Here is a 26,358-nt window from a genome sequence, read left to right on the forward strand (position 1 = left end):
GTTGGGAGCAAAGGGGTTCCATGTCATTAAATTCTGTTTCAGATCTTGGACATTATTGTTAAGAAAGACAAAAATACCATCGGAACCTTCACTCTGATTCATCTTCAGCTCAGAGGCTAATATAGACTTAGCTTTATAATCCGATTCCCCGATAAAAAGCTGAACCTTTGAGTTATTTCCATCGGGTCTCAGTTCAATCACACCGTTTCCGGAACCTACATTCACAATTGAAAATCGACTGAACAGCAACGAAGTAGTGTTGTTATCAGACCCAATCACCTGAATATTCGCAGCTTTTACACCAGCTCCTTTGCTGTTGGCAATTTGGAAATAAGTCGTCGGTGCATCATTGGCACCTTGAAGAATAAAATCCCCACCGATTTCTGCGGCGGCCGTACCTATACTTGCATCAAAGAAAAGACCGTTCGGATCGAAGTTATTGTTTTTCGTTATATGATTGCTGAACGTAAAATCTTTACCAACTTTTAGACTGATTGGAACATTTTTACTGTTTGCAATGTAGAAACTTCCTTTATCGGAAATATTAACCGTCAGACCGCCTTTAACCTCTAAGATACCGTTGTACTGAGCACTTATTTTACTGTCTTCGGTCTCAGTGAAATTTCCTTCAACAGATATCTTCGTGTTGGTATTGGTATTTTTCCCATTAATCCACACATCCAAATTGGATGCATTGATATCCCCTTTGACAGTCAATGTAGAGTCACGGTTTGTCGTCCCGATAACATGGATAATGTTTGTTCCAGTTGCGGTGATAGATCCGACTGTCAGCGACCCTCCGCTGGAGATCGCCTTGGCATTTTGATAAGGGAAGTCAGGGCCTCCGACCTGCAAACGAACATGATTGCCTGTCAATTTAACATTAGATAAATCCAGCTGAACCCCGTCAACCCAAATAGCTCCAAGCTCAGTAAGGAAAAATTCATTGTAGGATGCTAGGTGTTTCCCAACATCTTGGAGAGTTGTTTCATTGACGATCTGAGGAACTGAAATTGTCTCGGTATTCGCGAGCGCGGAAGAAGACAGCAGAGACGCAGCAGAAACCGCCATCACGCAAAGTAATTTTTTTCTTAAATTAACAGTTTTTCTGTTATGAACTCTAGTCGTACTGGTTTTTGTCATAACACAACCCCAACCTATATAGGAATCGTCTTACTTACGATTCAGAAAATGTCTTGCAATTAAAATGATAGGGTGGCAATTGTCTGAGGTAATTGAAAAACTGTCTTTTTGGGGATGGCAAACAATGGTTGTTAGAAACAACAACTTCTCGATTAAAGCGAATAAATTAATTAAATACCCCCACATTCTCTCTAAATTTATTCCAACTTTTACTCCCAAAATGAGGTAAAAAAAGCCTCCCGGGCTTTGTCACCCGAGAGGCTTGTAAGATCAAACTAGTTGGTTCTTATTCTTCGAAGGCACCTTTAACGATAACTTCCGAATCTTTCATGACCTGACGCCCCTTCATGAAGAGGTGGAGCGGTTTAAGATCCTTATCCATCACTAAAAGGTCTGCGTCTTTACCGGCTTCGATCACGCCTTTATTACCCAAGCAAAGAGCCGTGGCAATAGTACGTGTCAAAGGCAGCAACGCTTTTTCAAGACCAATCTTACCAGCAAGTTCCTGAAGCATCTTCAGGTTGTCGGAGACTTTGCAAACCGTCAGACCGATCATTTCGCCGTTCTTATCGAAACGAGGCATCGAGCCGTGGCCGTCAGAAGAGAACGTAATACGATCGATCGGCGCACCTTCTTCCAAAGCCATCACAAAGGCATCTGCTGCAGAACCCATATAGTTGCCGCCGCTGGTTGTGATATCGATGTATCCGCCGGCTTTGGTAAATGCAATTGCCTGAGCAAAAACTTCAGGGTGACGGCCGACATGCGTCGGACGAATGTGCTTAATCGGCATTCCCATTTTTACGCATTCCATAAAAGCCGGGAAAGCGATGGGAAGGTCACCGAGGTGAACATGCAGATAAGAATCGTGTCCGCAGATCATGCCTCCGACGCGGCAGTCGGAAAGAACTCTTAAAACTTCCTGAGTTGTCGGGAAGGAGCAGCGATGGTCGCCCATTGCAATCTTCACACCCAAGCATTCGGGAATCGTCAAGAGGTCTTTACGGACGTCGCCGGTAACCGTTGTCGGAGGATAACGATAGTTGGAAGTCCACATCCAGCCGGTAGCACCTTCTTTGGTTAAGGCGCGAACCTTAGCCATCAGAGCTTCGATCGGACGGGTTTCGCTATCGGTTCCGGAAACACCGACAAAGGAAGTGATTCCGCCTTCCACGAGCTCGGAGAAGTTAAGCTCCGGAGCGCGTGTCAGGGGACCGCCTTCTCCGCCGCCGCCAGTCACGTGAATGTGCTGGTCGATAAGACCCGGCGTAACGATTGCGCCGTTTAGATCGATCACTTCCAGACCGGGAAGGTCGGCAGAGATTTCATCCTCCACAGCAATGATTTTGTCATTGACTGTCAGAATCTGTTTGATGCCCTTATGTTCAGGAGCGTACAGATCTGCATTTTTAAAGAGAATTGCGGTAGCCATTGATTACTAAATCCTTTGAAAGTTCGTCAGATTACGATCCCAGAACGACCAGGCGCATGACCCACAGAGAGAGCAAAGCGACGATCGGAGGAACGGCCATGATCTTGAACATATCGGAACCCTGGATGCCGATAACGCCAAGGCAGCGGCCCATGTACTGAACCTGAGAACCCATGAGGTAAATAGCGGGAATCACGATAGCGAGCTGCGTACCGTCAACAGCGCCTTTATCGAACAAGGCAACTGCCACACCGACACCGCCGCCCATGGACATCCACCCGCCGAGCAGAATCATGGCAGCTTCGCCTGGCAGACCGAAGATGGCCATAACCGGTCCGAGGCATGTACCGATGAAGTCCAAAGCGCCGGAGATGTTCAGCATTTTGATGATCACGAAAGCCATCAAAACGTTAGGAATCGTGGAGTGTGTAGCAATGTTCCAACCCTGAAATGCACCGTTGACGAATACGTCGGTGATCATCATTTTTTTAGATGTAGTAGCCATTTCGTATTCTCCTTATTAAGCGCTCTTCTTAAGGTTAATCTTTCCGCCCATCTGGATGACGCGCATGATGTTGGCAGCGAGGATCTTGCCGAGGAACAGAATACCCAAGCAAGCCCCGATGCTGACCGGAACTGCAGGCTTGCCGTCAGCAGCAAGCAGCGTGAACAGAACCGCGCCGGAAGAGAGGAAGTTAGTGATGAGAGCGTCGGCTGTCATCTGGAAAGTAGCAAAGTTATTCAGCTCTTTAGCTGTCAAAACATTGTCATCTTTGAGCTGGCGAGTCAGAGCCGCGCCGCCGTCAGTAGACTGCAGAGAAGCGATCAGAGCGAGACCAGCACCGCCGGGAACGCCGATCAACGGACGAAGAATCGGAGTAAGCATCTGGCGAGCAGCTTTCAGAGCACCGTAGTGGTCGAAAACAGTGATCATCGCAAGAGCGAACATAACTGTCGGGACCAGTGTCAAAGCAAACATGAAGCCGTCGATAGCACCGGAACCGCCTTTACCGCGGAAGTTGGCCATCGCGGTGTGAATGCCGTCAGCGTTCTGAGAAACAGCTGTGACAACCTTACCGAAGGAGCCGTTAATTGTGGTGAAGTCGAAAATGCCCCACCATTGGTTTGTAGCGCAGACACCGGAGAAGAAAACGCAAGCCATAATCAGGGAAATGTAATTTCCGATGGTGACTTTCTTTTCTTTGTCATCTGCCAACTCAGGTTTTTTATCGTTGAGGTTAGAAGAAGCCATAGGACTATCCTTAAAAGTAACAAACAAAGCAAATTTCGTTTTTTGAATGTGCTTATCTGCGGCCCCAGGCTCTCTTAAAGCCCTTTTACCACCGTGCGATAAGCCGTTTTTCTCATCCGAAAAAAAAAAAGCATGTCCGCGAGGTTTTCGCGTGACCACATTATGAAAGGATTTTTACGATGTAAATATTCAGGCTTACCCTGAAATCCGTATTCAAATATGGTGTTAATACTGACAAGAAATAAGGCGATTTACGTTTTTTACATTTGCGTTAGCGGGAAATTTTTTCGCAAATATAAACATTGTTTTCAAACGTACAGCAACAAATCAAGGCTTATTTTGGTTTTTAATGAAAAAATATTCGAACGAACTGTCGCAGGGTGAAAAATTCAACCTATTTCAACCTAAAACGCCACTGTTACTAAATTACAACAACTAAAAATAGTTTCCTTGTCGCTCTTGCAAAGTATTCTGATTTTTGAACCTACTACCCAACTTAATACTGTTTGAGATTCGAAGAACCACTGCAAATCTAAAATTTCTCTTGCCAGTCCGAATAGCTTCTCACTAGGCCTTACCGGAGGATTTTTCGGAAGAAATTTTTAGCAGAGGCTGCATGTTTTTCAACATTATTTTTAATGATATTGTCCCGATCTTCGTTGTGATGGCATTAGGTTATGCCGGTGCGAAGATGAATGCTTTCACGCCGAGTCAAACCCAGGCACTCAACAAAGTTGTTTTGAACTTCGCTTTGCCGGCCGCACTTTTTGTCTCTATTACTAAAGCAACCCGCGCGATGCTTTTCGAAGATCTCACGCTGACGCTCGTCTCATTAATCGGTATCGTCGCCCTCTTCTTCGTTTGCTATTGGGTTTGCAGAAAGGTCTTCCATCACACAGCTGCCGAAGCCGCAGTCTGCGGTCTGACCGCGGGCTCCCCGACTATCGGCTTCTTAGGCTTCGCTGTCCTTGATCCGATTTACGGAGCAACCACTCAGACGGGATTGGTAGTTGCAATCGTAGCAATCGTTGCAAATGCCGTGATTATTCCGATCGGCATGTACTTGATGAGCTTAGCCGGGGCTATGGGATCCGGAAACGGCTCTTCTTCCGGAACCGGCTCTGCCATTTTAAATGCCGTCAAGCAACCGGTCGTTTGGTGTCCGACGCTTGCGGTCGTAATTGTCTTATTAGGGATCAAGCTTCCGATCGCGGTCTATCCTTCCTTTGACCTGATTGCCCACGCCAATTCCGGTGTTGCCGTTTTTGCAGCAGGTTTGGCTTTGGCTACAGTGAAATTCAGCGTCAACACTGAAATTCTTTGGAACGCTATATTCCGTGTATTCATTACTCCGCTCTGCATCGCCATTGCGGCTATCCTCTGCGGTCTCAGCGAAGAAAAGCTTTCGATGCTAACGATGGCCTGTGCTCTTCCGCCGGCTTTCTCCGGCATCATCATCGGTTCTCGGTATAACGTTTACGTTCAGGACGGCGCTTCTATTTTGGCTGTCAGTACGCTGATGTTTGCTTTCGCAGCTCCTTTCTGGATTTGGTTCTGCCCAATCTTACAAAGCTGGCTCTAAGATCCTTTGGGGCATAGAAAAAGAGCGGAGGAATCAAATCCTTGTCGCTCTTTTCTTTTTGACCTTCCAAATTAATTAAGGCAGTTTGTCATAGACTTCATCGGTCACCGGTTCTAACCATTCATTAGAGGTGCCTTCTCCCGGGACTTCAAGAGATAAGTGCTGGAACCAACTGTCTTTTGCTGCACCGTGCCAATGTTTAACATTAGGCGGAATATTGAAGACTTCGCCGCCTTTCAATTCATGAGCCGGTTCGCCTTCCAGTTGTACCCAACCTCTGCCGTAAACACAAATCAGCATCTGACCGCCGCCTTTTTGGGCATGATGGATATGCCAGTTGTTGCGACATCTCGGTTCAAAAGTAACGTTATAAGTCGGAACTTGTTCCGTTGTTAACGGAGCTAGCCAGCTTTGACCGATGAAATATTTAGCGTAAGCGTCATTGGGTTTCCCAACCGGAAAATCACTAAGTTTTGGAACTTCCTTCATAAAACCACCAACATTTGCTTCGGCGAAAGTCTTAGGGCCCCGCCTCTATTTTTAAATTCAATGTAGAAATAATAAATCTTCAAAAGTTATATAGAATTAAGATCTATGCGATCTATGCATAAGTATTGATTCAGTTGCAATTTTTCGTTCAATAGTTTCTGTAAATAATTATCGATATCATTTCTGTGATTTGAGATAATTGCCTCAAAAGAATCAACCTCGTCCGGAGATTAGTCATGCCGTCTTTTGAAACCGGTGTCCGACTGCTTAAAAATATCCTTATTAAGAAGAGAAGCTATTCCGCATTCTTTGCGGATGAAACCGACGCGCTCCACAAAGCCTTTCCTGCTAAAGCTACGGTTCATGCAGGACCGTTTGGCATTCCGATGCTTTGGAATTCGGCTAGAAACTTCCTAGAAAAGAAGTCTTTTGAACCCAGACAAACGGACGGAATTGCTTACGTTCACATTCCTTTCTGTGAAAGCCGGTGCCTTTTCTGCATGTTTTATCAGAATCCATATGCTTCGGAAGCAGCAGATGCTTACACGAATACGCTTATAAAAGAGTTTGAGCTCTGGAATCAACGAGCTGCTCAGAATTCTGCACCGATTAAGGCGTTGTATTTCGGCGGAGGCACACCGACCGCACTTGAGCCTTACAACATTAAAAAGATCCTAGACGCTGTTAGAACGAATCTTCCGCTCGCCGAAGACTGTGAAATTACCTTCGAGGGCAGACTTCACGGACTAACTGATGAGAAGCTCTCCGCCTGCGTAGAAGGAGGCGTCAACCGACTCTCTATAGGAGTTCAGACATTCAACGCCGATATCCGAAAAGAAATGCAGCGCCTCGATTCCCCTGAATATATTATTCGTCGACTCGAGAAAATCTCCGCCATCGACAATCTTGCCGTAGTGATCGACCTCCTCTTCGGCTTCCCGGGACAAAAAGGAAAAGTCTGGACAGACGATTTAAAGATCGCTTCCGAGCTTCCTATTGACGGAGTCGACTGCTACCAGCTGAATGTCTTTGAGAAATCGCCGCTCAACACGCGCATCAAATCCGGTCTTTTTGATCCGGCAGCGACGCTTGCTGAAGCGGCCGACATGTATGCAGAAAGCGTTGAGCATTTTTCTTCTCATCCAAATTGGCATCGTCTTACCAATACTCATTGGGCCAGAACGCCGCTTGAAAGGAATCTCTACAACCGTTTAGCAAAAGGTCCGAGTGACTGCCTTCCCTTCGGCTGCGGAGCCGGTGGAAAACTTTTCGGTTACAGCTGGATGCAGGAGCGCAAACTTGCCAACTGGTCGGAAATGGTTGAGAAAGGACTCAAGCCGGTCTTTGTCATGATGAAACCTCAGGAACACTGGCACTTGATGAGAACTTTGGCGAGCAGCGTGGAATCCGGCCCCTTCAATTTGAAAGAAATCGGTGACAACTTCAGCGTCGATATTGAAAAGCCGCTAAAACCCGTCATGGATCAATGGATTAAAGCCGGCCTTCTTGAAAAGTCGGGAGACATCTATTCTCCGACTGTTGCCGGTCAGTTTTGGTATGTGACCATGGCTCAGCTCGCTACGGAAGCGCTGACCATGACCATTGCAAAAGAAGATTCTTTCAAAGCGGATCCGATTACGCAAAGCGTATATTCACCCAACCAAGCCGAAGCGTGGTTAAAAACTATCAACAAGCGCAAAGAATAACAGAAGGAAAACGTTTAGGTATTTGAAAGAATTTGTATTTTCAAAAGAGTTGAAATAAGATAACGTTTCATTTCAAAAAGGAGTAAAAATGACGGCACCTCTCGGCAATGTTAAAGCCTCGGTCCCCCCTGAGCAGTTAAAGGCAAAAATGAATCCCGGCGATGTTTCTTTCCTCGGATTCGAACGCAAAGATAACGTTTTCACCGTTACTTTTGCTTGGATTGACATGATTGGCGGCCATCACGAGCACACTTTCGCTCGCGGTGACATCTTCGCAGACTTCAACAAAGTCCTGAAGGTCTTCACTGACGGCGGTCTGCCTATCGACCCGGCCAAAGCTGACGACTTCCATATGCGTCTCTGCCAGCTCTCTACCGTTATGGTTCAGGAGCAGGCTCCGGCCGCAAAAGCAGAAGCCAAAAAAGAAGAAGCTCCTGCTAAGTAATGCATTGAACACTTAATCGTGTTTAGAGATTGCCGCTTTACGCGGCAATTTCTTTTTGTACTTGAAGTTTTCTTCAAATTCCTTCGAAAACCGCTAAATCTTTGTGAGCATTTACCCGCAAAAAAACAATTGCTCCTGCCGCAATCCGTTTTCACATTGTGCATCGATTAAAATTTTAGAATCGTATCTAAAATAAGACCCGAAGGAGTTCCAAAGAGATGCTTGAACAGCTCGTGACGCGAAGAAAACTGATCCTCTTAGCTTCAGTTTCCTCCCTGCTTTCCGGCTGCTCGATGTTCTCTTCTGACCGTTATAGCTATCAACCGGTCTCCTATGACAACTCAGAAGGATCAAAAGTCCTCAGAACCGCAATGAGTCAGTACGGAGCTAAATATAAATACGGGAAAGCTTCTCCCTCGGACGGTTTCGACTGTTCGGGTCTCATTTTCTGGGCTTACGGCAAACATGGAATTACCGTTCCCCGCCACACCGCCGCTCAATCAAAAGCAGGCAAATGGGTGGCTGCCCGCAACGCCCGGCAAGGCGATATTGTTGTTTTCAGGATCGGCCGAAGACTTCACACGGGCTTAGTCGCCGACAAAGGACGCTTCCTTCACGCACCCTCTTCCGGCGGTTACGTTCGAATGGAAAGTCTCTCGGGCGTCTATTGGAAGAACAAGATCGTCGGATACCGAAGAATCGTGTAAAGCAAACGATATTATTCATAAAAACCACATCGTTACATAGGTAATTAAAAAAATGCGCAGTGACAAAATAAAAGTTGGCCCTCAGGCCGCTCCCCACCGCTCCCTTCTCTATGCACTGGGATTAACCGATGAAGAACTCAAGAAACCTCTCATCGGTATCGTGAGTTCCCAGAACGACATCGTTCCGGGACATATGAACCTGGACAAGATCGTTGACGCCGTTAAACAAGGCGTTGCCCTTGCCGGCGGTGTTCCTATCGTCTTCCCCGCTATTGCCGTTTGCGACGGTATCGCCATGGGACACGAAGGCATGAAATATTCTCTCGTCAGCCGTGAACTGATCGCTGACAGTACCGAAGCGATGGCTATTGCACATGCTTTTGACGCTTTGGTCATGGTTCCGAACTGCGACAAGAACGTTCCGGGCCTTTTGATGGCTGCTGCTCGTTTGAATATTCCGACTATTCTTGTTTCCGGCGGCGCAATGAGCGCCGGCATCATCGGTAAGAAGAAACTCTCTCTTGTCTCCGCCTTCGAAGGGGTCGGCGCATACAAGGCAGGAAAGATTGATGCCAAGAAACTGACGGAAATCGAACAGAAATGCTGCCCGTCCTGCGGCTCCTGCTCCGGCATGTTTACCGCAAACTCTATGAACTGCCTGACTGAAGTTTTGGGCATGGGACTTCCGGGCAACGGCACGATTCCCGCTGTTCAAAGTGCTCGTATCCGTCTTGCAAAACAGGCCGGCATGAAGGTGATGGAACTTCTTGAAAAGAATATCCGTCCTCGTGACATCATGACTTACGATGCTTTCCTCAACGCCATGACCGTCGATATGGCTTTAGGATGCTCTACGAACTCCATGTTGCATCTGCCTGCTATCGCTCATGAATGCGGCTACAAGCTCGACATGCACTTGGCAAACGAAATCTCGGAAAAAACTCCGAACCTCTGCCATCTTTCTCCTGCCGGTCCTCACTTTATTGAAGAGCTCAATGAAGCCGGCGGCATTCCTGCAGTGATGAAAGAGCTCGACAAGAAAGGACTTCTCAAGACCGACTTGATGACGGTTACCGGCAAGACAGTTGCCGAAAACATTGCTGATGCAGAAAACAAGGACGAAGAGATCATTCGTCCGATCGACAAACCTTACAGCGAAACCGGCGGTATTGCCGCCCTCTTCGGCAACCTCGCTCCTGAAGGTTCCGTTGTGAAGCGTTCTGCTGTTGCTCCTGAAATGCTTGTCCATAAAGGACCAGCTCGTGTCTTCGATTCTGAAGAAGAAGCCATTGCAGCTATTTGGGGCGGAAAGATCAAAGACGGCGATGTCGTTGTCATTCGCTACGAGGGTCCGAAGGGCGGTCCCGGCATGCGCGAAATGCTTTCTCCGACTTCCGCCATCATGGGCGCCGGCTTAGGTTCTACCGTTGCTTTGATTACCGACGGCCGCTTCTCCGGAGCCAGCCGCGGTGCAGCCATCGGCCACGTTTCTCCTGAAGCAGCACTGGGCGGTCCCATCGGCCTGATTGAAGAAGGCGACATCATTTCCATCAACATCCCTGAACACAAGCTTGACCTTGAAGTCTCGAATGAAGTTTTGAAAGAACGCCGTAAGAACTGGAAGCCTCGTCAGCCGAAGATCACAACCGGCTACTTAGCGAGATACGCCAAGCTTGTTTCTTCCGGCACTTCCGGAGCTGTTTTAAGCTAATCAAGTGATTCGGACCGGCGCTTTAAGCGCCGGTTCTTCTTTTTGCGGCCGCTGGAAAAGCATGTTAGTTCTTTCGGCCTTTGATTTTCCTGTAGTAAATCTTTAATAACCAAAACTCAGGAAATTCGTTAAAATTCCCTGAGCCTCAAGCATTCTTCAATTTTTACTTTTTCAAACTCGTGTAGTAATAGCTTCCGAGAAATGATTTCCGCTGTCCTTGTCTACTGTCTTTTAGCCGTTGGCGTCTGACGCTATTCCAAGGTTGAGACGGAAATTCAAGACAAACCATTCACTGATTATTACTTGCGAGTTAGGCTTTTAAGAACACTTCTGCTGTTTTTTCGTGGCAGTAGCCTGCAGCTAAACACAGCTGAAGAAGCACTCTTGCCTTCTGAGGATTCAAAGTTCCGGCGTTGATCATGCCGGCTTCTGTCCATTCAGGTGAAGAATCAACCACCTCACCGCTTCCGCAGCGGGACGCACGAACTACCGGAATTCCTTCTTCCAAGGCCTTCTCAAGTTCAGGCAAATCTTTGCAATGGATGGAACCGTTGCCCATACCGGCATAAATAATACCTTTAGCGCCCGATTGAATGGCCGCCTTGATCAAACGACCGTCGCCGTTTGAATGAGCGTAAATGATGTCGACAATCGGAAGATGTTTGTGATCAGATAGAAGCTCAGAGGTAAATGGAGTTTTGAGCGTATGCGGACGGGTGCTTTCTTTAAAGAAGGAAACTCTTCCGCCGGTGATAAAACCAAGTGCTCCTAAACGCGGAGATGCAAATGTATCGCAGTTGGTTGTATTGGTCTTTATAACATCTCTGGCACCGTGAATTTCATCATTCAAGACAACCAAAACACCTTTGCCTTTAGCCTCCGGAGTAGTCGCCACTTTCGCCGCGTTCAGAAGATTCATAGGGCCGTCGGCAGAAATCGAGGTTGCCGGTCTCATGGAACCAACGAGAACAACAGGCTTCTCGCTCTTCAAAACTTGATTGAGCATGAAAGCCGTTTCTTCCAAAGTGTCTGTACCGTGCGTAATAACAACACCGGCAACTTCGGGGTCTTTCAGCTGACTCTCTGTTTCTTTAACCAAGCACGCCCAAATTTCATCCGTCATATCTTCAGAGCCGATATTGGACACTTGGACAGAGGTAAGGTTGGCGATGTCTTCTAACCCGGGAACAGAGGCTAAAAGATCTTCAACAGTAGCTGAGCCCGGAACATAACCGGTCGTTGCAGAGGCAGATCCGGCTTTTCCGGCAATCGTACCGCCGGTGCCGAGGATGGCGATGGTGGGGAGGTCTTCTTTCATTTTTCTTTCAGGTAAAAAAGACGCTGCCGAAGCAGCGTCACTATTCAACGAAATGAATTATTTCTGATTTTCAGGTTTCAAAACTGCCAGGCCGTTCATATACGGACGGAGAACTTCAGGAACCGTGACGGAACCGTCAGCGTTCTGGTAGTTTTCCAAAACGGCAACGAGCGTTCTGCCCACGGCCAAGCCTGAGCCGTTCAGTGTATGAACGTATTCAGTCTTGCCCTGGGCATTCTTGAAGCGAGTCTGCATACGGCGAGCCTGGAAGGCTTCGCAGTTAGAAACAGAGCTGATTTCGCGATAGGTGTTCTGAGCCGGAATCCAAACTTCCAAGTCATAAGTCTTTGCAGAACCGAAGCCCATGTCGCCGGTGCAAAGCGTAATAACACGATACGGAAGTCCGAGTTTCTGCAGGATGCCTTCAGCGCAGACAACCATTTCTTCAAGGTGCTTGTAACTTTCTTCCGGTTTGACGATACGAACCATTTCGACTTTTTCGAACTGGTGTTGACGGATCATTCCGCGTGTGTCTTTACCGTAAGAGCCGGCTTCTGAACGGAAGCAAGGAGTCTGAGCAGTAATCTTGATCGGCAGATCGCTTTCTTTAAGCATCTGGCCGCGAACGGAGTTCGTCAGAGTTACTTCGGAAGTCGGAATGAGATAAAAGATTTCGCCCTCGCCTTCCTGACCGCCCTTCTTAGCAGCAAACAGGTCTTCTTCAAACTTCGGAAGCTGGCCGGTACCGATCAGCGTCTCCTGATTGGCAATGTACGGTGTGTAGCACTCTGTATAGCCGTTTTCCTGAGTATGAGTGTCGAGCATGAACTGGGCTAAAGCTCTGTGGAGACGAGCAACCTGGCCCTTCATGAAGCAGAAGCGTGTACCGGCAAGCTTAGCGCCGACGTCAAAGTCAAGGCCCAAGGGACCGCCGACATCAACGTGATCCTTGATTTCAAAATCGAATTCGCGCGGTGTCCCCCAGCGGCGAACTTCAACGTTTTCGGTTTCATCTTTACCGACAGGAACGGAAGGATCAGGAAGATTCGGAATCGTTAACAGAAGATCATTCAGAGCTTTTTTAACAGCAGCATTTTTGCCTTCCAAAGCAGCCAAACCTTCAGCAATAGCTGCGCCTTCTTTCAGAAGTTCCGTAGCGTCTTGACCGGCCTTTTTAGCAGCTCCGATTTTCTTAGCAACTTGGTTGCGGCGAGCCTGAAGTTCTTCCGTTTCAGTCTGAATCGCTTTACGTTCGCCTTCTAAAGCTTCGTATTTTTCGGTAGGAAATTGAAATTTACGAGTTGCCAAGCGAGCGACAACTTCGGGCAAATTCTTGCGAAGAAGATTTGAATCAAGCATGTAATTTCTCTTCTAGATTGATTGAATTGTTTGATTGTACGCTATCAGGACACTTCCTCACATGAACTATGCGTAACGGCTTAGAAGTTATTCTAAGAACCTTTTTTCTCCGTTTGAAAATGCTGACTTGAACCGTTAACCGGGAGCCTAATTTGGATATTTCTTCAATCGGCTTCCAAAATGGGCAAAAAATAAATTCCTATTTTTCGTTTTTTTTATTTTTCGATCCTAAAATATCCTCATGTTCAGAGAGCTTCTTCGCACTTGAAGCTCGAGAACATAGTTAATCACCCAAAAGGTATTATCAAATGAACACACGGACAGCAATATTTAAGTTAGAAGCACTGCTAAGTGTTTCTTGTTGTCCTTGTTGCCAGCGAATGTGTTGATTTAATTAAGCACACGCTTATCGTTTTTTTTCATACCAATCACTCAATTCCCTATGGTTCTGTTTGAGCCACATCAGGGGTTATGTAATCCAAAAGGTGTCTTTATGCTTCGTAGAAATATTTTATTAACTTCTCTTGCAGTATTAATACCAAACTTTGTTTTGGCCTCTGAACAGACCAAAACACTTAAGATCGGTGTGACTGCAGGCCTCCACGCACAAATTCTTGAACAAGTTCTTCCGATAGCTAAGAAAAACGGTCTCAATATCAAAATAGTTGAATTCCAAGATTATGTACAGCCAAATGCCGCTCTGGCTGCAGGTGATCTGGATGTAAATATTTTTCAGACCAAGCCTTTTTTAGACGCGGCGAACCGAGATAGAGGCTATGACCTCGTACCAGTCGGCGAAACTATAACTTTCCCGATGGCTTTTTATTCTAAAAAATATTCTAACTTAAGCGACCTTCCTAATAAATCAACACTGGGAATCCCAAATGATCCTTCCCAAGGCGGTCGCGCTTTAATCCTTCTTGCTTCTCAGGGACTTATTAAACTTAAAGACAGCAAAAACCTTCTTTCGAGTCCCCTCGATATTGTCAGCAATCCTCATCATTACAACATAATTGAGCTTGAAGCAGCTCAGCTTCCCCATTCCCTTTCTGACTTGGACGCTGCTGCCATCAATGGCAATTACGCTTCAGCCGCAGGCCTGAATCCAAGCAAAGACGGAATTCTTATCGAAGATCCGAACGGCCCCTATGTTAATCACATCGTGGTTCGAGCACAGGATAAAAATCAACCTTGGGTAAAACCGTTGATTCAGTCTTATCAACAACCCCAAATTCACGACTTTATATTGAAAACTTTCAAAGGCGCCGTTATTCCGGCTTTTTAATAAATCATTTTTTATCATCCACTTGTTTATAAAGGAATCAAAAATGGCTATTCGTCAATCCATTAAAGAACTTATCGGCAACACACCGCTTGTCCAACTGAACCGTTACGCCGCCAAACGCGGTCTGGGTGCAAACATCCTTGCCAAAATTGAATATTTCAATCCTGCCGGATCCGTAAAAGACCGCGTCGGTTTTGCCATGCTTGATGCTGCTGAAAAAGCCGGCAAACTCAACAGCAAAACCGTCATCATTGAACCGACCAGCGGAAACACCGGTATCGGTTTGGCCGCTGCGGCCGCCGCAAGAGGACTTCGCATCATTCTGACGATGCCAGAAACCATGAGTGTCGAACGCCGCAACCTTCTTAAAGCTTACGGGGCCGAGCTGGTCTTAACAGACGGCAAGAAAGGCATGAAAGGCGCTATTGCCAAAGCTGAAGAGCTGGCTAAAGAAAACCCCAACAGCTTTATTCCCGGACAGTTTGTAAACCCGGTCAACCCGGAAACGCATTTCAAGACAACAGGTCCAGAAATTTGGAAGGATACGGAAGGAAAAGTTGATATTTTCGTGGCTGGGGTGGGCACAGGCGGTACCATTACCGGAGTTGGCAAGTATCTCAAATCTCAAAATCCGAACATTAAGATTTATGCGGTCGAACCGGATACTTCCGCGGTCCTGAGCGGAGAACCCTCCGGTCCTCATAAGCTGCAAGGCATCGGCGCAGGCTTCATTCCCGACACGCTTGATACAAAAATTATCGATGAGATTATTAAGATCGGCGCTCAAGAAGCTTATGAAGCCGGCAAGGCACTTCCCAAAGAAGAAGGTTTCTTGGTCGGCATTTCTGCCGGCGCCGCTTTAGCCGCCGCAACACAGCTTGCCAAACTGCCTGAAAATAAAGGCAAGAATATAGTTGTTCTGCTTCCGGACAGCGGAGATCGTTACCTCTCAAGCGAAATGTTCGCTTAATTAAGACTTGAGCCTCGCTTTGCGAGGCTCACTTATTTTTATTCGGTGTGAATGTTCGGGTCAGGTTCGCTGGCCTGTTTCGTTCCGACACTTCTGCCTTTTGGCATATCGCCGCTTCTTCTGACCTCCTCGTTCAACGCATGAAACTGAGCGAGTTTCTCGCCGATCTTGATTTCCAGGCCTCTTGGCGAAGGTTTGTAAACCCGAATCTCGTCCATATCATCCGGAAAGTATTTAACGCCGGCGGCAAAGGATCCGGGTTCATCCGGCGGATAACGATAACCGGCGCCGTTTCCGACTTTTTGCATGAGCTTTGTCGGAGCGTTGCGAATGTGCATCGGAACGGGACGAGTTCCGTCCTGCTTCACAAACGCCCTCATCTTATTAAATGCCTTGTAAACCGAGACTGACTTCGGAGCACAGGCCAAATACACAACCGCATTGGCTAGGGCTAACTCACCTTCCGGGGAGCCGAGTCTTTCGTAAATATCAACGGCATTGGTCGTGATCTCCATTCCGCGAGGATCAGCCAAGCCGATATCTTCGATCGACATCCGCATTAAGCGCCGTGCAATGTACAAGGGATCCACGCCGCCGTCGAGCATTCTGCACATCCAATACAGAGCCGCATCGGGATCTGATCCTCGAACGGATTTATGCAGAGCGGAAATTTGGTCATAAAAGTTATCACCGCCCTTATCAAATCGGCGAATCGTTGCAGGTAATGCTGCTCGAACGAACTTCTCATCAATGACTTTAATGCCTCGATCTTTTGCCATCGTGGCGGAAACTTCCAGAGCGTTCAGGAAGCGTCTGGCATCGCCGTCAGCAAGTCCGATGAGGATTTTCTCAGCCTCTTCATTGACTTTAAGGCCCAGATATTCGCGCTCAAGCGCACGATGGAGCAGCTCTTCTAAGTCTTCTTCTTTGAGAGACTCAAGCACATAAACCGTCGAACGGGACAAGAGCGCTGAAATCACTTCGAAGCTTGGATTTTCTGTAGTTGCTCCGATGAAAGTAAAGAGTCCGCTCTCTACATGAGGCAGGAAAGCATCCTGCTGGCTCTTTGAAAAGCGATGTACTTCGTCCACAAAAACTACCGTTGAACGGCCTGTTTTTTCTCTATTCGCTGTAGCCTTTTCCACCGCATCCCGAATATCTTTCACGCCGCCGAGAACGGCAGAAATCGAAATGAACGGAAGACCGAAAGCATCAGCCATCAAACGGGCAAGCGTGGTTTTGCCGACACCGGGAGGCCCCCACAAAATCATGGAGTGCGGATGTGCGTTTTCAAATGCACTTCTCAAGGGTTTTCCGGGGCCAAGCAGATGCTTTTGACCCACAACTTCGTCAATCGTTTTAGGACGAAGACGTTCCGCCAAAGGTGAAGCCTGATCTTTAGGCGCAGCCTTACGGGTCGCTTTAGCGGCTTCCGCCGCAGCGTTTTTAATTGTGTCAGGCGAGTCCGGATTTCCGAAGAGATCTGTTTCCATGAAAAAGCACTCAAAAATTCTTTGCGATATTTTCGGATATTTTCTAAAAATCTGCTGAACGGCTAAAGACTTATTAGTGAATTGACTGTACGCTATTTGTCTTCCGACAGCACTTTCTTGAGATATCTTCCGGTGATGCTTTCGGGACATGCCGCCACTGCCTCGGGCGCTCCTTCAACCACTACTCTTCCGCCCTCCGTTCCGCCCCAAGGGCCCATATCAATGATGTAGTCGCAGTTGGTGATGAGCTCTAAGTCGTGCTCAATCACAATCACCGTTGCACCCAACTGAATCAGATGATCAAAGATCAATATCAGTTTCTTAACGTCCTGAGGATGCAGACCGATCGTCGGTTCGTCGAAAACAAATACGGAACCCTGCTGAGGCATCTCCATCTCGTAAGCGAGTTTTAGCCTTTGAGCTTCACCGCCGGATAATGGAGGCATGGCTTCTCCGAGAGTAAGGTAACTCACGCCCAAATCCTGAAGAATCTTGAGCTGCTTAGCGATTTTTGTTTCTTCATGCAGGAGATCAGCGGCCTCTTCCACCGTCAGTTTTAGTACACCCGGAAGGGAGACCGACACGGAATCCTTTTCCTTGCTCTTCCACAAAATGTCATAGGCTTCTTTGCCGTAGCGGGAACCTCCGCAGCTCGGACAGATGGTATCGACATCCGGAAGAAACTGAACGTCCATGGAGATAATGCCGGTTCCGTCGCAAACGGGACATCGCAATTTGCCCGTGTTGTAAGAAAAATCTCCGGCTTTTAATCCTTTCGCCTTTGCATCCGGTGTTCTGGCAAACAATTTCCTTAAGTCGTCGAATACGCCGTCATATGTCGCAACCGTAGATCGAACATTTGCTCCGATCGGCTTAGAGTCGATGACTTTGACGGATTGAATACCCTTAGCCTCTAGCGAATAAACATGCTCAGGAAGTTTTGAGCCTCGAATAACTGCCTGAAGCGCAGGTACCAGACATTCAATAACAAGGGAAGTTTTACCGGAACCTGAGACACCGGTGACAGCAATCATTCGACCTTTAGGGATAGAAACATCCAAGGCTTTGACGGTATAGAACGGCTTTGTCTTAATCTTGACCGAACCATTCTCGAACATATTTTCTTCTGTGGCTCGAGTGCGCACTTTCAAAGATTCTTTACCTGACAGATAAGGACCGATTAGAGAATGAGGATTCTTTTCAGCCTCCAAAGGAGTTCCCTGCGTGACGATTCGTCCGCCTTCTTTACCGGCGCCGGGACCGATTTCAATCAATTGATCCGCGTCCATCAAAATTCTCGGATCGTGGTCAACCAAAACGACCGAGTTTTTGCGATCAACCAACTCCCGAACAATCTTCATCAGGCCATCCACATTGTATGGATGAAGTCCGATTGAAGGTTCGTCGAGAACATAAAGAACACCTGTCGTGTCGCTTCTTACCGCACGAGAAATTTGAACGCGCTGAAGCTCTCCGTTTGACAGCGTGCCGCCGGCTCTGTCCAAAGACAAATAGGAAAGGCCGAGGTTCGTCAGCCGTTCAGCTGTCCTCAAGAACTCGTTGACGATACTCTGGGCCATATCCTTCATTTCAGAGGGCATTTGTTCGGGTATCTTCTTCACCCAGACAACCAGTTCTGAGAGCGTCATCGCGCAGACTTCTGCGATGTTTTTGCCCATGAGTTTGGTCGACAGTGCTCGTTCATTAAAGCGTGTTCCATGACAGGCAGGGCACTGTCCTTTGGTCAGGAACTTCTCAATGCGTTTCATCCCCTTTTCGTCTTTGACTTTCGAGAGCGCATTCTCAACCGTACGGACGGCATTGAAATACGTAAAGTCCAGCGGGACAGCCTGACCGCTGCCTTTGTTGGTATAGACGATATGCTTTTTAACGGCGCCCCCGTCATAGACGATTTTCTTTTCTTCCGGTGTTAAATCTTTAAAGGGAACGTTCGTTCGTACACCCATAGCCTTGCAGACTTCCGTCATCAACGACCACATGAGTGTGCCCCATGGTTTAACCGCACCGTCGTCAATACTCAGCGATTCATCAGGCACCAGACTCGCCCGATTGACCGTAACTGCAATTCCTGTGCCTCCGCACGTCGGACAAGCACCGGAACTATTGAAAGAAAAGTCTTCGGCACTCGGCGCATCAAATTCAACGCCGCAGACGGGACATTTGAGTTTCTGGCCGAGGGCGACTGCCGGTGTCGGAGGAAGATAGTGCCCGTTCGGACAGCGGTGCGAGCCGAGTCGGGAGAACATCAGTCGGACGGAATTGAAAAGCTCAGTCAGTGTACCGAACGTGCTTCGAATATCCGGTGTGGAGGGTCTTTGATGTAGGGCAAGAGCGGCCGGAATGTTCTCTACGGAATCAACTTTTGCGTCCTGAGTTTGCGTCAGGCGCCGGCGTGTGTAGGCAGACAACGCTTCTAAGTAACGGCGCGACCCTTCGGCATAGAGCACGCCTAATGCCAACGAGGACTTTCCGGAACCGGACAGACCTGAGATCGCTACCAGCTCATTGAGCGGTATATCCACATTCATATTCTTGAGATTGTGAACTTTTGCGCCTCTTACCAGGATGTCGTCCTTCATTTCCTTTCCACCTTCATTCAATACAAAGAAAAATCGGCCAAAGATTTTGTCTCTGACCGACCTTCTAAAGCTCAATTACTTAACGTTATCGCTAAGCCACTTTTCCACTACCTTGGCGACTTCTGCGCTGTTCTTATCGGAGAACGGAAAGTGCGTATTGCCCTTGATGCCGATGTCCGGCAAATGGAACACTTTAGCATGACCGCCTTCGGCATTAACGGCGTTGACAAATTCCTGAGCCATTGTCGAAGCTGCTCTCCAGTAATCTTGGTACGGATTCTTAACTTCGGTCTTGGGAATATTGTCACCGTATACGATGAGGATCGGGAACCTTGTCAGCTTTTTGAACTCACTAAGGGGAACGCCGACTGCTTTTGTCGGGCCGAAGAATCTGTTGTTGGAAATCGGTGCAGGCACTTTGCCTTCCGGGAAAATAAAGCCGGAACCCGGTTCAAAGGCAATGATGCCCTTCAGATTCTTCCCTGCTTCGGTTCCGATCAGCCATCCGGGTCCGCAACCCTGGGAATGCGTGACAAGAACTGTGCCTTCCGTCTTCTTCAAAGCATCTGTCACAGCATCGGCGATGACTTTGTCATTGTACGGTGCTGTATTTGGCGTCATCTGGCGCCAGAAGGAGTTGAGATCTTTTTGGCTTGCAAAGGCAGAGTTGTCATAGAACTTCGGCCATAAACCCATACGGAACTGACCGAACCAGAACTGTTCATCCGGGCTTGCTTTAATCGTTCCATCGACCGTTGCCCTGCCAGCATCACCGCGGCGAGGCTGATCGATCAAATAAACCGGGTAGCCTTTACGCAGGAACACGCTCTGGAAGCCTTCTCTCCCGTCCGGCGTGGTCTGCCAAGTTCTCATGGACTGCCCGGCGCCGTGAAGGAACATTAAAGAAACAGGCTTTGCATGGGCTGGAATTTGATAAATGATGTTTGCGTGATCGCCGTGCAGCGGCATGGCGTCCGGTTCCGGGTGGTACGGATCGAAAGTCTTCTTTGCTTCGATGACTGTACCGCCCGCAGAGAATGCTCCTTGCTTCTCGATCGTGATCGGCTGAGCGAAGGAAGCCAGAGCGAAGGAGCCAAGCAAAACTGCGAGTAAAGTTTTCTTCATGGTTTGTCTCGGAATTAATGGAGTTTCGTGAGCCATTCCACCATCTTGGGATCGTTGTGATCGAAGAAAGCGGTCTTCTTCTGGTCCAAAGCGTTAATCGCGGCCATATCGTCGGCAGTCAATTCGAAGTCAAAGACGTCGATATTCTGGCGAATACGATCGGGGTTGACGCTCTTCGGAATGCAGATGATGCCTCTTTGGAGCTGCCAGCGAAGAACAACCTGGGCGATAGACTTGCCGTATTTTTCGCCGATCTTGAGAAGCTCCGGATTATGGAAAAGATCGTTCTTGCCTTCGGCAAACGGAGCCCAGCTTTCCATCGCGATGCCCTTGGAGTTCAGGTATTCCTCGTCGGAATGACGCTGATTAAAGATGTTGCATTCGATCTGATCGACGGCCGGCTTGACTTCATTGAAAGCCACTAAGTCAGCGATTCTGCCCATATCGAAGTTGGAAACACCGATCGCACGAACGCGCCCTTCTTTCAGAAATTCTTCCATGGCTCTCCATGCGCCGTAATAATCGTGGTACGGCTGATGGATCAGATAAAGATCAAGGTAGTCAAGGCCGAGTTTTTCTAAGGAAGCGGCAAAGGCTTTCTTTGCACCTTCATAATAAACATCGGTAATCCAAAGCTTTGTGGTAATGAACAGCTCATCTCTCGGAATGCCGCTGTCTTTAATGGCTTGGCCGACGGCTTCTTCATTTCCGTAAGCCTGAGCTGTATCAATGGAGCGATAGCCGTTTTCTAAAGCACAAAGGACGGCTTTGCGGCATCCTTCAGGATCGGTGACTTGGAAGACACCGAAACCGAGCATCGGCATTTTGACGCCGTTCTTAAGAGTCTTATAAAGCATATTCAAAACCTCCTTAATTGTTCTTGACACCGAAAATATCCGACTTAGGCAGCTTATCGAGGGCTTCATCAATCGCCTTGATTTCTTCTGCAGAGAGTTTGACAACTGCGCCGCCGGCGTTTTCTACGATTCTTTCGAGTCTACGGCTGCTCGGGATCGCTGTGAGCCAAGAATGTTTGCCGAGCATCCAAGCTAAAGACAGCTGAGACATGGTTGCTCTGTGTTCTTCCGCGGTTTTCTGCAGGAACGCCATAAGCTCTTCGTTTTTCTTCATTGCTTCCGGAGTGAACTGCGGCATGCGCGAGCGGTAATCGACCACAGCTTCGAACTTATTATTCGTCGCTTTTTCATAGGCGCCGGAAAGCAGACCGTTAGCCAGCGGAGAATAAGCAACAAAGCCGATGCCAAATTCCTCTAATGTCGGGAACAACTTTTCAATTCCTCTGGCCATCATGGAATAACGATCCTGAACCGCACTGATCGGCGTGACTTTGTGTGCACGGCGGATGTATTCTTCCGGCGCCACGGACACGCCCCAATGACGAATCTTGCCTTCTTTAATCAGTTCGCCCATCACTTCGGCAACGACTTCGGGTTCGACCTTCGGATCGATGCGATGCTGGAAATAAAGATCGATGGTTTCGGTCTGTAGACGCTTCAGAGAACCTTCAACCGACTGACGAATCTTTTCCGGTCGAGCGTCAGGAATGATGTCGCCGTGGGTGTATTCGGAAAAAGAGATGCCGAATTTTGTAGAAATAACCACTTCATCGCGGAAAGGTTTTAAGGCTTCCCCGACAATTTCTTCATTGATGTAGGGGCCGTAAACTTCTGCGGTATCAAAATAGGTGTAGCCGCAGTCAAGCGCCTGCCTCAGAATCTTTACGGCGTCCTTTCTATCTGTCGCTTCGCCGTACCCATGAGAAAGGCTCATGGCGCCGTAACCGAGATCCGAGACCTCCAATCCTTCACTTAACTTTCTTGTCTTCATTTCATCTTTTCCTTATTTTGAATTCTTAAGCCAAAAGTCGAGCGCTTCCTGTGCCCAGCCCTCGGCAGGTGTTCCTGTTCCTAAGCCGAATCCGTGCGGCATGCCGCGAATGAGTCTGAATTCGGCCGGCGTTCCCTGGGCTTTAAGACGATTGATCCTTTGTTCCATGGTCCAGGAGCTTGCGATACCGTCTTGGTCTCCGACAACAGCAAAAGTTGCGGGTTCTGTACCGCTGATATCCGTGTGACCCGTATATTCCATAATGACGGCGCTCGGACGCTGTTTTGTTTTGCCGCCGAGCTCGGTCGCGCCGTAGCTTCCGAGATAGGCCGCCATTCTGGCGCCGGCGGAGCCGCCCCACAAAGAATAATTTTTAGTTGAAACTTGGAGTTCCTTTGCGTGGTCAAAGATGAAGTCGATGCCTTGAGCCAAATCGTCGCACGCGGCTTGCGCACTGCCGTCACGATAGACAATCACAAAAGCATTGATGCCCTTTCCGGCAAGGAACTTCGCGATCGGAAAACCTTCGTGAATCGCGCCGACGTATTGAAATCCGCCGCCCGGGCAAATAATCGCGAAAGGCGCATCCGGCTTACCGCGGAAAAAGAAGAGTCCCGCAACCGGTCTGCCGTTTGAAGCTGTTTTTAAGGGGTAGAAGATCTTCTTTCCCTTTAGGACTTCATCTTTCATGTAATTCAGCACTTCAGCAGATTCTTTCGGCATCACATAACTGTGATAAGGAAGAAGTCTGCTTGCCTCTCTCAGCCTTAGGCCTGCGGTGCGGCCTCTTGGAAAGAGCAAATTTGAATAGCCGGAAAAAGCCGGATCATCTTTGATTGTGTCCAGCAAAGTATTTTCATCGAATTTCGTTTTATGTTCCTCCGATGCTACAGGAGAAAGTTTTCTTTCTTCTGCATCAACGGTTTTTGCGGCGAACAAGGTCGCAAAAATGCTACTTAAAAAATTACGTCTTTGCATCTGTGCACCATTTGTCGTTGAGTATTTTGAGCCAATCGAACCCAAGAGAAAACCTCTCGAACCCCTCTGCTGAGAACCCTCCGGGAATCGGTCCAAAAACGGCAAGAAAATCAGATAAAAGGTTTTGCGATAAATATTTCTTGCTGCCTTTCATCATTTTTCGGGGTTTTCCAAGTGTCGATTCTTTTGGCCTTCCTGAATCTCCCCTAATTTCGGAAGGAAAAGCTTAAATTTTTAGGCAAAGGTTTTTATCCTCAAAATGGGAAACTTTATTTCGAATCACCCTCGAAAAAGAAGCCTGAACTCGACAGAGATCAGGCTCGCTTCAATAGGAACTGTTCAGTTAGTTCAAACTTTTATCGAAAAACTCAACGAGCTGATTGATCGGCATGTATTCCGGTTTGTCATACAAATCGAAGTGGCCGGCTCCCTTAACCTCAACCAATTTCTTCGGTTCCGCTGCTTTTGCATATGCATCTTGTGTGAACGGTCTCGAATGAGCCTTCTCACCCATCACAAACATCATCGGACGCGGAGAAATGGTTTCGATATCGTTGAACGGGTAGAAGTTCATAAACTTTACGTTCGAAGCCTTATCTGAACGGGTATTCTCTTCCCACTTCTCGCCTTTAGGAATGAATTTGCCGCGATCACGATAGAAAGCATAGGAATGCTGGCGAGTCGCCGGAGATTTTTCATCAACTTTAAACGGGGAGCCGCCCACAAGGACTTGATCTCCGCCGGTGAAATCAGAGTAGCGCTGTTCGGCTGCATCGGCGATGACTTTCTTGCGCTGCTCTAAAGAAACAGAATTGCGGATACCGCTGCGGCGCATTTCACCGATGTTGTACATGCTGACCGTAGCCACGGCCTTCATACGTGGATCGATCTTGGCGGCCGAGATCACAAAGCTGCCGGAACCGCAAATACCTAAGATACCGATTTTATTGCGGTTCACAAAATTCCTAGTACCAAGGAAATCAACGGCTGCGCTGAAAGCTTCGGCATACAGATCAGGAGAAATGGCGTGACGAGGATAGCCCGAAGATTCACCCCAGAACTGCTGGTCAACCGCTAAGGTCACAAAACCGTGTTCTGCCAAGGCCGCGCCGTAATTGGAAGCTGCTTGTTCTTTCGAAGCACCCATAGGATGGCCGATCACAATGGCTTTAGCTTTGCCTTTGAGATCTTTTGGTACGAAAAGATATCCGACAACCTCCATACCGTATTGATTGCTGAAGCTGACGTGATACAGTTTGACGGATTCAGGAACCTTGAATGTCGTGAAGTCTCTTGTTGTAATTTCCGTCATCGTGGTTTGAGGACGGTTGGGAACTGTCGGAGCAGCGTATACGGCTGAGGAAAGCGAAACGGCGGTCAGCGCCGTCAGTGCTGAAAGCACTATTGTTTGACGAAGCTTCATGATTTCTCCTGCTTGAGATTTGTATTAATACATACTTAATTTTGCAGGAGAGCAGAGAATGACAATTGTCAAAGAGTGTTTGGTATTTGCTCGATTATTTTAGATTTTTTCGCTTGTCGAAAAATAAGCAAAAATCAGCGGTCCACGATGTATTCATCTGTCACCGGTATTTTTCCGGCTCTTACGAAAGCCGGATAATCGGTTTTAGGCCACTTCGTAGCCAGAAGCCTTCAAAGCCTGCTGCGCCTTCTGAAGGTTTTCTTTCTTCACCAAAATGTAGTCGGTGTTATAGGTTGAGACAACAAATATTCCGATCTTGTTGTCTGCCAAAACTTTAGATATTTCGGACAAGATACCGATCAAGGAAAAGTCCAGTACACCTTCTATCCGAAATGTTCTCCAGCCATCGACGCGATCCGTGGTGTTTTCTGGAACGTCTGACGTTAGGCATACAAGTGAGATTTCTTCGTCAGTTTTGCCGATGAAAAAGAACTTACCGTTCAGATCAATGTCGGAGATAGAGACTACCTTGCAAACTGACAGTTCTTGGTCAAGTGTTTTAAGCTTCATTTGCGTGTCCTCCGACAAGCCGATTAGGAAAGGTCTTCGTTAGTCTAACCGTCTTTGATCCTTTGAAAGGCAATCGTTATGTCCATCAATCAAACAACCTATTCAACTCTGAGATCATTAGACAACTAACCGAGAAGTTTAGGTAAGAAACAAGATTCTCTTTTCCCCATAATGAGTTAGTTGAAAAAAGGAGGGAGAATGGATCGACCAGAAGTCATTTGTCATATGGCCAGTACTATAGACGGAAAAATCGCGGGACAATCCTTTGCCGCAGAAGGACTCGGACCATATTTAGAGTTTTACGTTAAGACAAAACAAAAGTTTGGGACACAAGCAACGGCTTACGGTGCTTCCACAGCAAAGGAAATTTTCGTTGGAAAAGACAAGGAAACCTTTAAAGGATCAACTGCCGCCACAGATGAATCGGATTACATCTGCGGAGAAGACGCACCTTACTTTGTCGTCGTCATTGACCCACTCGGTGAGATTCCCTGGAAATCCGGCAAGCCTGTGGGAAGACAGGGTCTTGAAGACGCAAGAATCATTGTTATTACTTCGTCTCAAGCTTCAAAAGAATATCTTGACCTTCTTAAACAAAAAGGTATCGCCTACCTCATTTCACGCGGTACTGAGTTCCGCTTGACTGAGCCGATGGAAAAACTGAAGTCGATTTTCGGAATCCACCGAATTTCCCTGCAGGGCGGCAGACTGGTAAACGGAACGTTTGCCAACGAAAAACTGATCGACAAACTGAGCTTGGTCGTTATTCCTTTCGTCGATAGCTCAGGCTCTGTGCCGACAACTTTTGAGACCGGATCGTTTTTCAAGCACGCGATTTCTCCGATCGAATTCAAACTCAAGGAAATACAGAAGATCGAACCGGAAGGTTTGTGGCTTTTCTATGAACGCAAATAATTAGGAT

The 26,358-nt window shown here is 47.6% G+C and carries 23 protein-coding genes; 8 read left to right on the forward strand and 15 right to left on the reverse strand.

The window, feature by feature from the left end:
• The 4 genes from HMPREF9439_RS06285 to HMPREF9439_RS06300 form a co-directional block, all read right to left on the reverse strand.
• Nucleotides 1-1,143 (reverse strand): hypothetical protein (locus HMPREF9439_RS06285; RefSeq protein ID WP_157645848.1); only part of this gene is annotated, 1,143 nt, incomplete at its 3' end.
• A 286-nt stretch (nucleotides 1,144-1,429) separates the two neighbouring features.
• Nucleotides 1,430-2,575 carry a beta-aspartyl-peptidase gene (gene iadA / locus HMPREF9439_RS06290; protein ID WP_008811941.1) on the reverse strand — a complete coding sequence of 382 codons (1,146 nt, stop codon included), beginning with the start codon at nucleotides 2,573-2,575 and terminating at the stop codon, nucleotides 1,430-1,432.
• Between the two features lie 31 nt (nucleotides 2,576-2,606).
• The gene (locus tag HMPREF9439_RS06295; protein WP_008811940.1) at nucleotides 2,607-3,080 is read right to left on the reverse strand and encodes a YjiG family protein; all 474 of its coding nucleotides are present in this window, start codon (nucleotides 3,078-3,080) and stop codon (nucleotides 2,607-2,609) included.
• 15 nt (nucleotides 3,081-3,095) lie between these two features.
• The gene (locus HMPREF9439_RS06300; RefSeq protein WP_008811939.1) at nucleotides 3,096-3,827 is read right to left on the reverse strand and encodes a nucleoside recognition domain-containing protein; all 732 of its coding nucleotides are present in this window, start codon (nucleotides 3,825-3,827) and stop codon (nucleotides 3,096-3,098) included.
• 616 nt (nucleotides 3,828-4,443) lie between these two features.
• Between HMPREF9439_RS06300 and HMPREF9439_RS06305 the strand changes: the two genes are divergently transcribed.
• Complete coding sequence (locus HMPREF9439_RS06305) at nucleotides 4,444-5,409, forward strand: AEC family transporter (RefSeq protein WP_008864185.1); 966 nt, start codon at nucleotides 4,444-4,446, stop codon at nucleotides 5,407-5,409.
• A gap of 75 nt (nucleotides 5,410-5,484) precedes the next feature.
• Here the strand turns inward: HMPREF9439_RS06305 and HMPREF9439_RS06310 are convergent, their stop codons facing one another.
• Nucleotides 5,485-5,898, reverse strand: a complete 414-nt coding sequence (locus HMPREF9439_RS06310) for a cupin domain-containing protein (RefSeq protein ID WP_008864186.1) — start codon at nucleotides 5,896-5,898, stop codon at nucleotides 5,485-5,487.
• Between the two features lie 236 nt (nucleotides 5,899-6,134).
• Here HMPREF9439_RS06310 and hutW point away from each other — a divergent pair, with 236 nt between their 5' ends.
• From hutW to ilvD, 4 genes are all read left to right on the forward strand, one after another.
• Entirely contained in the window at nucleotides 6,135-7,604 is a 1,470-nt protein-coding gene (hutW, locus tag HMPREF9439_RS06315; protein WP_008864187.1) for a heme anaerobic degradation radical SAM methyltransferase ChuW/HutW, read from the forward strand.
• 88 nt (nucleotides 7,605-7,692) lie between these two features.
• Nucleotides 7,693-8,049 (forward strand): hypothetical protein, encoded by a 357-nt coding sequence (locus tag HMPREF9439_RS06320; protein ID WP_008811935.1) that lies wholly within the window; start codon nucleotides 7,693-7,695, stop codon nucleotides 8,047-8,049.
• A gap of 218 nt (nucleotides 8,050-8,267) precedes the next feature.
• Entirely contained in the window at nucleotides 8,268-8,756 is a 489-nt protein-coding gene (locus HMPREF9439_RS06325; RefSeq protein WP_040603482.1) for a C40 family peptidase, read from the forward strand.
• 52 nt (nucleotides 8,757-8,808) lie between these two features.
• Nucleotides 8,809-10,467 (forward strand): dihydroxy-acid dehydratase, encoded by a 1,659-nt coding sequence (ilvD, locus tag HMPREF9439_RS06330; protein WP_008864190.1) that lies wholly within the window; start codon nucleotides 8,809-8,811, stop codon nucleotides 10,465-10,467.
• Between the two features lie 310 nt (nucleotides 10,468-10,777).
• Here the strand turns inward: ilvD and HMPREF9439_RS06335 are convergent, their stop codons facing one another.
• A complete protein-coding gene (locus HMPREF9439_RS06335) occupies nucleotides 10,778-11,833 on the reverse strand; it encodes an asparaginase (protein ID WP_279126510.1) in 1,056 nt (351 codons plus the stop codon).
• Nucleotides 11,834-11,842: 9 nt separating this feature from the next.
• Entirely contained in the window at nucleotides 11,843-13,144 is a 1,302-nt protein-coding gene (serS, locus tag HMPREF9439_RS06340; protein WP_008811927.1) for a serine--tRNA ligase, read from the reverse strand.
• A gap of 493 nt (nucleotides 13,145-13,637) precedes the next feature.
• On the opposite strand from serS, the gene HMPREF9439_RS06345 reads away from it, so the two are divergent.
• Both HMPREF9439_RS06345 and cysK read left to right on the forward strand, forming a co-directional pair.
• The gene (locus HMPREF9439_RS06345; protein ID WP_008811926.1) at nucleotides 13,638-14,429 is read left to right on the forward strand and encodes a MetQ/NlpA family ABC transporter substrate-binding protein; all 792 of its coding nucleotides are present in this window, start codon (nucleotides 13,638-13,640) and stop codon (nucleotides 14,427-14,429) included.
• A 43-nt stretch (nucleotides 14,430-14,472) separates the two neighbouring features.
• Nucleotides 14,473-15,399 (forward strand): cysteine synthase A, encoded by a 927-nt coding sequence (gene cysK, locus HMPREF9439_RS06350; protein ID WP_008864192.1) that lies wholly within the window; start codon nucleotides 14,473-14,475, stop codon nucleotides 15,397-15,399.
• A gap of 38 nt (nucleotides 15,400-15,437) precedes the next feature.
• On the opposite strand, the gene HMPREF9439_RS06355 is transcribed toward cysK, so the two are convergent.
• From HMPREF9439_RS06355 to HMPREF9439_RS06390, 8 genes are all read right to left on the reverse strand, one after another.
• Complete coding sequence (locus HMPREF9439_RS06355; RefSeq protein WP_008864193.1) at nucleotides 15,438-16,892, reverse strand: replication-associated recombination protein A; 1,455 nt, start codon at nucleotides 16,890-16,892, stop codon at nucleotides 15,438-15,440.
• A 92-nt stretch (nucleotides 16,893-16,984) separates the two neighbouring features.
• The gene (locus HMPREF9439_RS06360; RefSeq protein ID WP_050789282.1) at nucleotides 16,985-19,492 is read right to left on the reverse strand and encodes an excinuclease ABC subunit UvrA; all 2,508 of its coding nucleotides are present in this window, start codon (nucleotides 19,490-19,492) and stop codon (nucleotides 16,985-16,987) included.
• Nucleotides 19,493-19,567: 75 nt separating this feature from the next.
• The gene (locus HMPREF9439_RS06365; RefSeq protein WP_174260300.1) at nucleotides 19,568-20,617 is read right to left on the reverse strand and encodes an alpha/beta hydrolase; all 1,050 of its coding nucleotides are present in this window, start codon (nucleotides 20,615-20,617) and stop codon (nucleotides 19,568-19,570) included.
• A 14-nt stretch (nucleotides 20,618-20,631) separates the two neighbouring features.
• On the reverse strand, nucleotides 20,632-21,474 hold the full coding sequence (locus tag HMPREF9439_RS06370; RefSeq protein WP_008864196.1) for an aldo/keto reductase: 843 nt from the start codon (nucleotides 21,472-21,474) through the stop codon (nucleotides 20,632-20,634).
• A gap of 13 nt (nucleotides 21,475-21,487) precedes the next feature.
• The gene (locus HMPREF9439_RS06375; protein ID WP_008864197.1) at nucleotides 21,488-22,465 is read right to left on the reverse strand and encodes an aldo/keto reductase; all 978 of its coding nucleotides are present in this window, start codon (nucleotides 22,463-22,465) and stop codon (nucleotides 21,488-21,490) included.
• A gap of 12 nt (nucleotides 22,466-22,477) precedes the next feature.
• Nucleotides 22,478-23,443: an alpha/beta hydrolase gene (locus HMPREF9439_RS06380; protein ID WP_008864198.1), complete on the reverse strand. Its 966-nt coding sequence runs from the start codon at nucleotides 23,441-23,443 to the stop codon at nucleotides 22,478-22,480.
• Between the two features lie 343 nt (nucleotides 23,444-23,786).
• Nucleotides 23,787-24,866: an alpha/beta hydrolase gene (locus tag HMPREF9439_RS06385; protein WP_008864200.1), complete on the reverse strand. Its 1,080-nt coding sequence runs from the start codon at nucleotides 24,864-24,866 to the stop codon at nucleotides 23,787-23,789.
• A 204-nt stretch (nucleotides 24,867-25,070) separates the two neighbouring features.
• Nucleotides 25,071-25,436 (reverse strand): ACT domain-containing protein, encoded by a 366-nt coding sequence (locus HMPREF9439_RS06390; RefSeq protein ID WP_008864202.1) that lies wholly within the window; start codon nucleotides 25,434-25,436, stop codon nucleotides 25,071-25,073.
• Nucleotides 25,437-25,634: 198 nt separating this feature from the next.
• Here HMPREF9439_RS06390 and HMPREF9439_RS06395 point away from each other — a divergent pair, with 198 nt between their 5' ends.
• The gene (locus tag HMPREF9439_RS06395) at nucleotides 25,635-26,351 is read left to right on the forward strand and encodes a dihydrofolate reductase family protein (RefSeq protein WP_087941996.1); all 717 of its coding nucleotides are present in this window, start codon (nucleotides 25,635-25,637) and stop codon (nucleotides 26,349-26,351) included.
• Nucleotides 26,352-26,358: the final 7 nt, after the last annotated feature.

Origin of the sequence: Parasutterella excrementihominis YIT 11859 (assembly GCF_000205025.1) — a bacterium.
Taxonomy (GTDB): Bacteria; Pseudomonadota; Gammaproteobacteria; order Burkholderiales; family Burkholderiaceae_F; genus Parasutterella; species Parasutterella excrementihominis.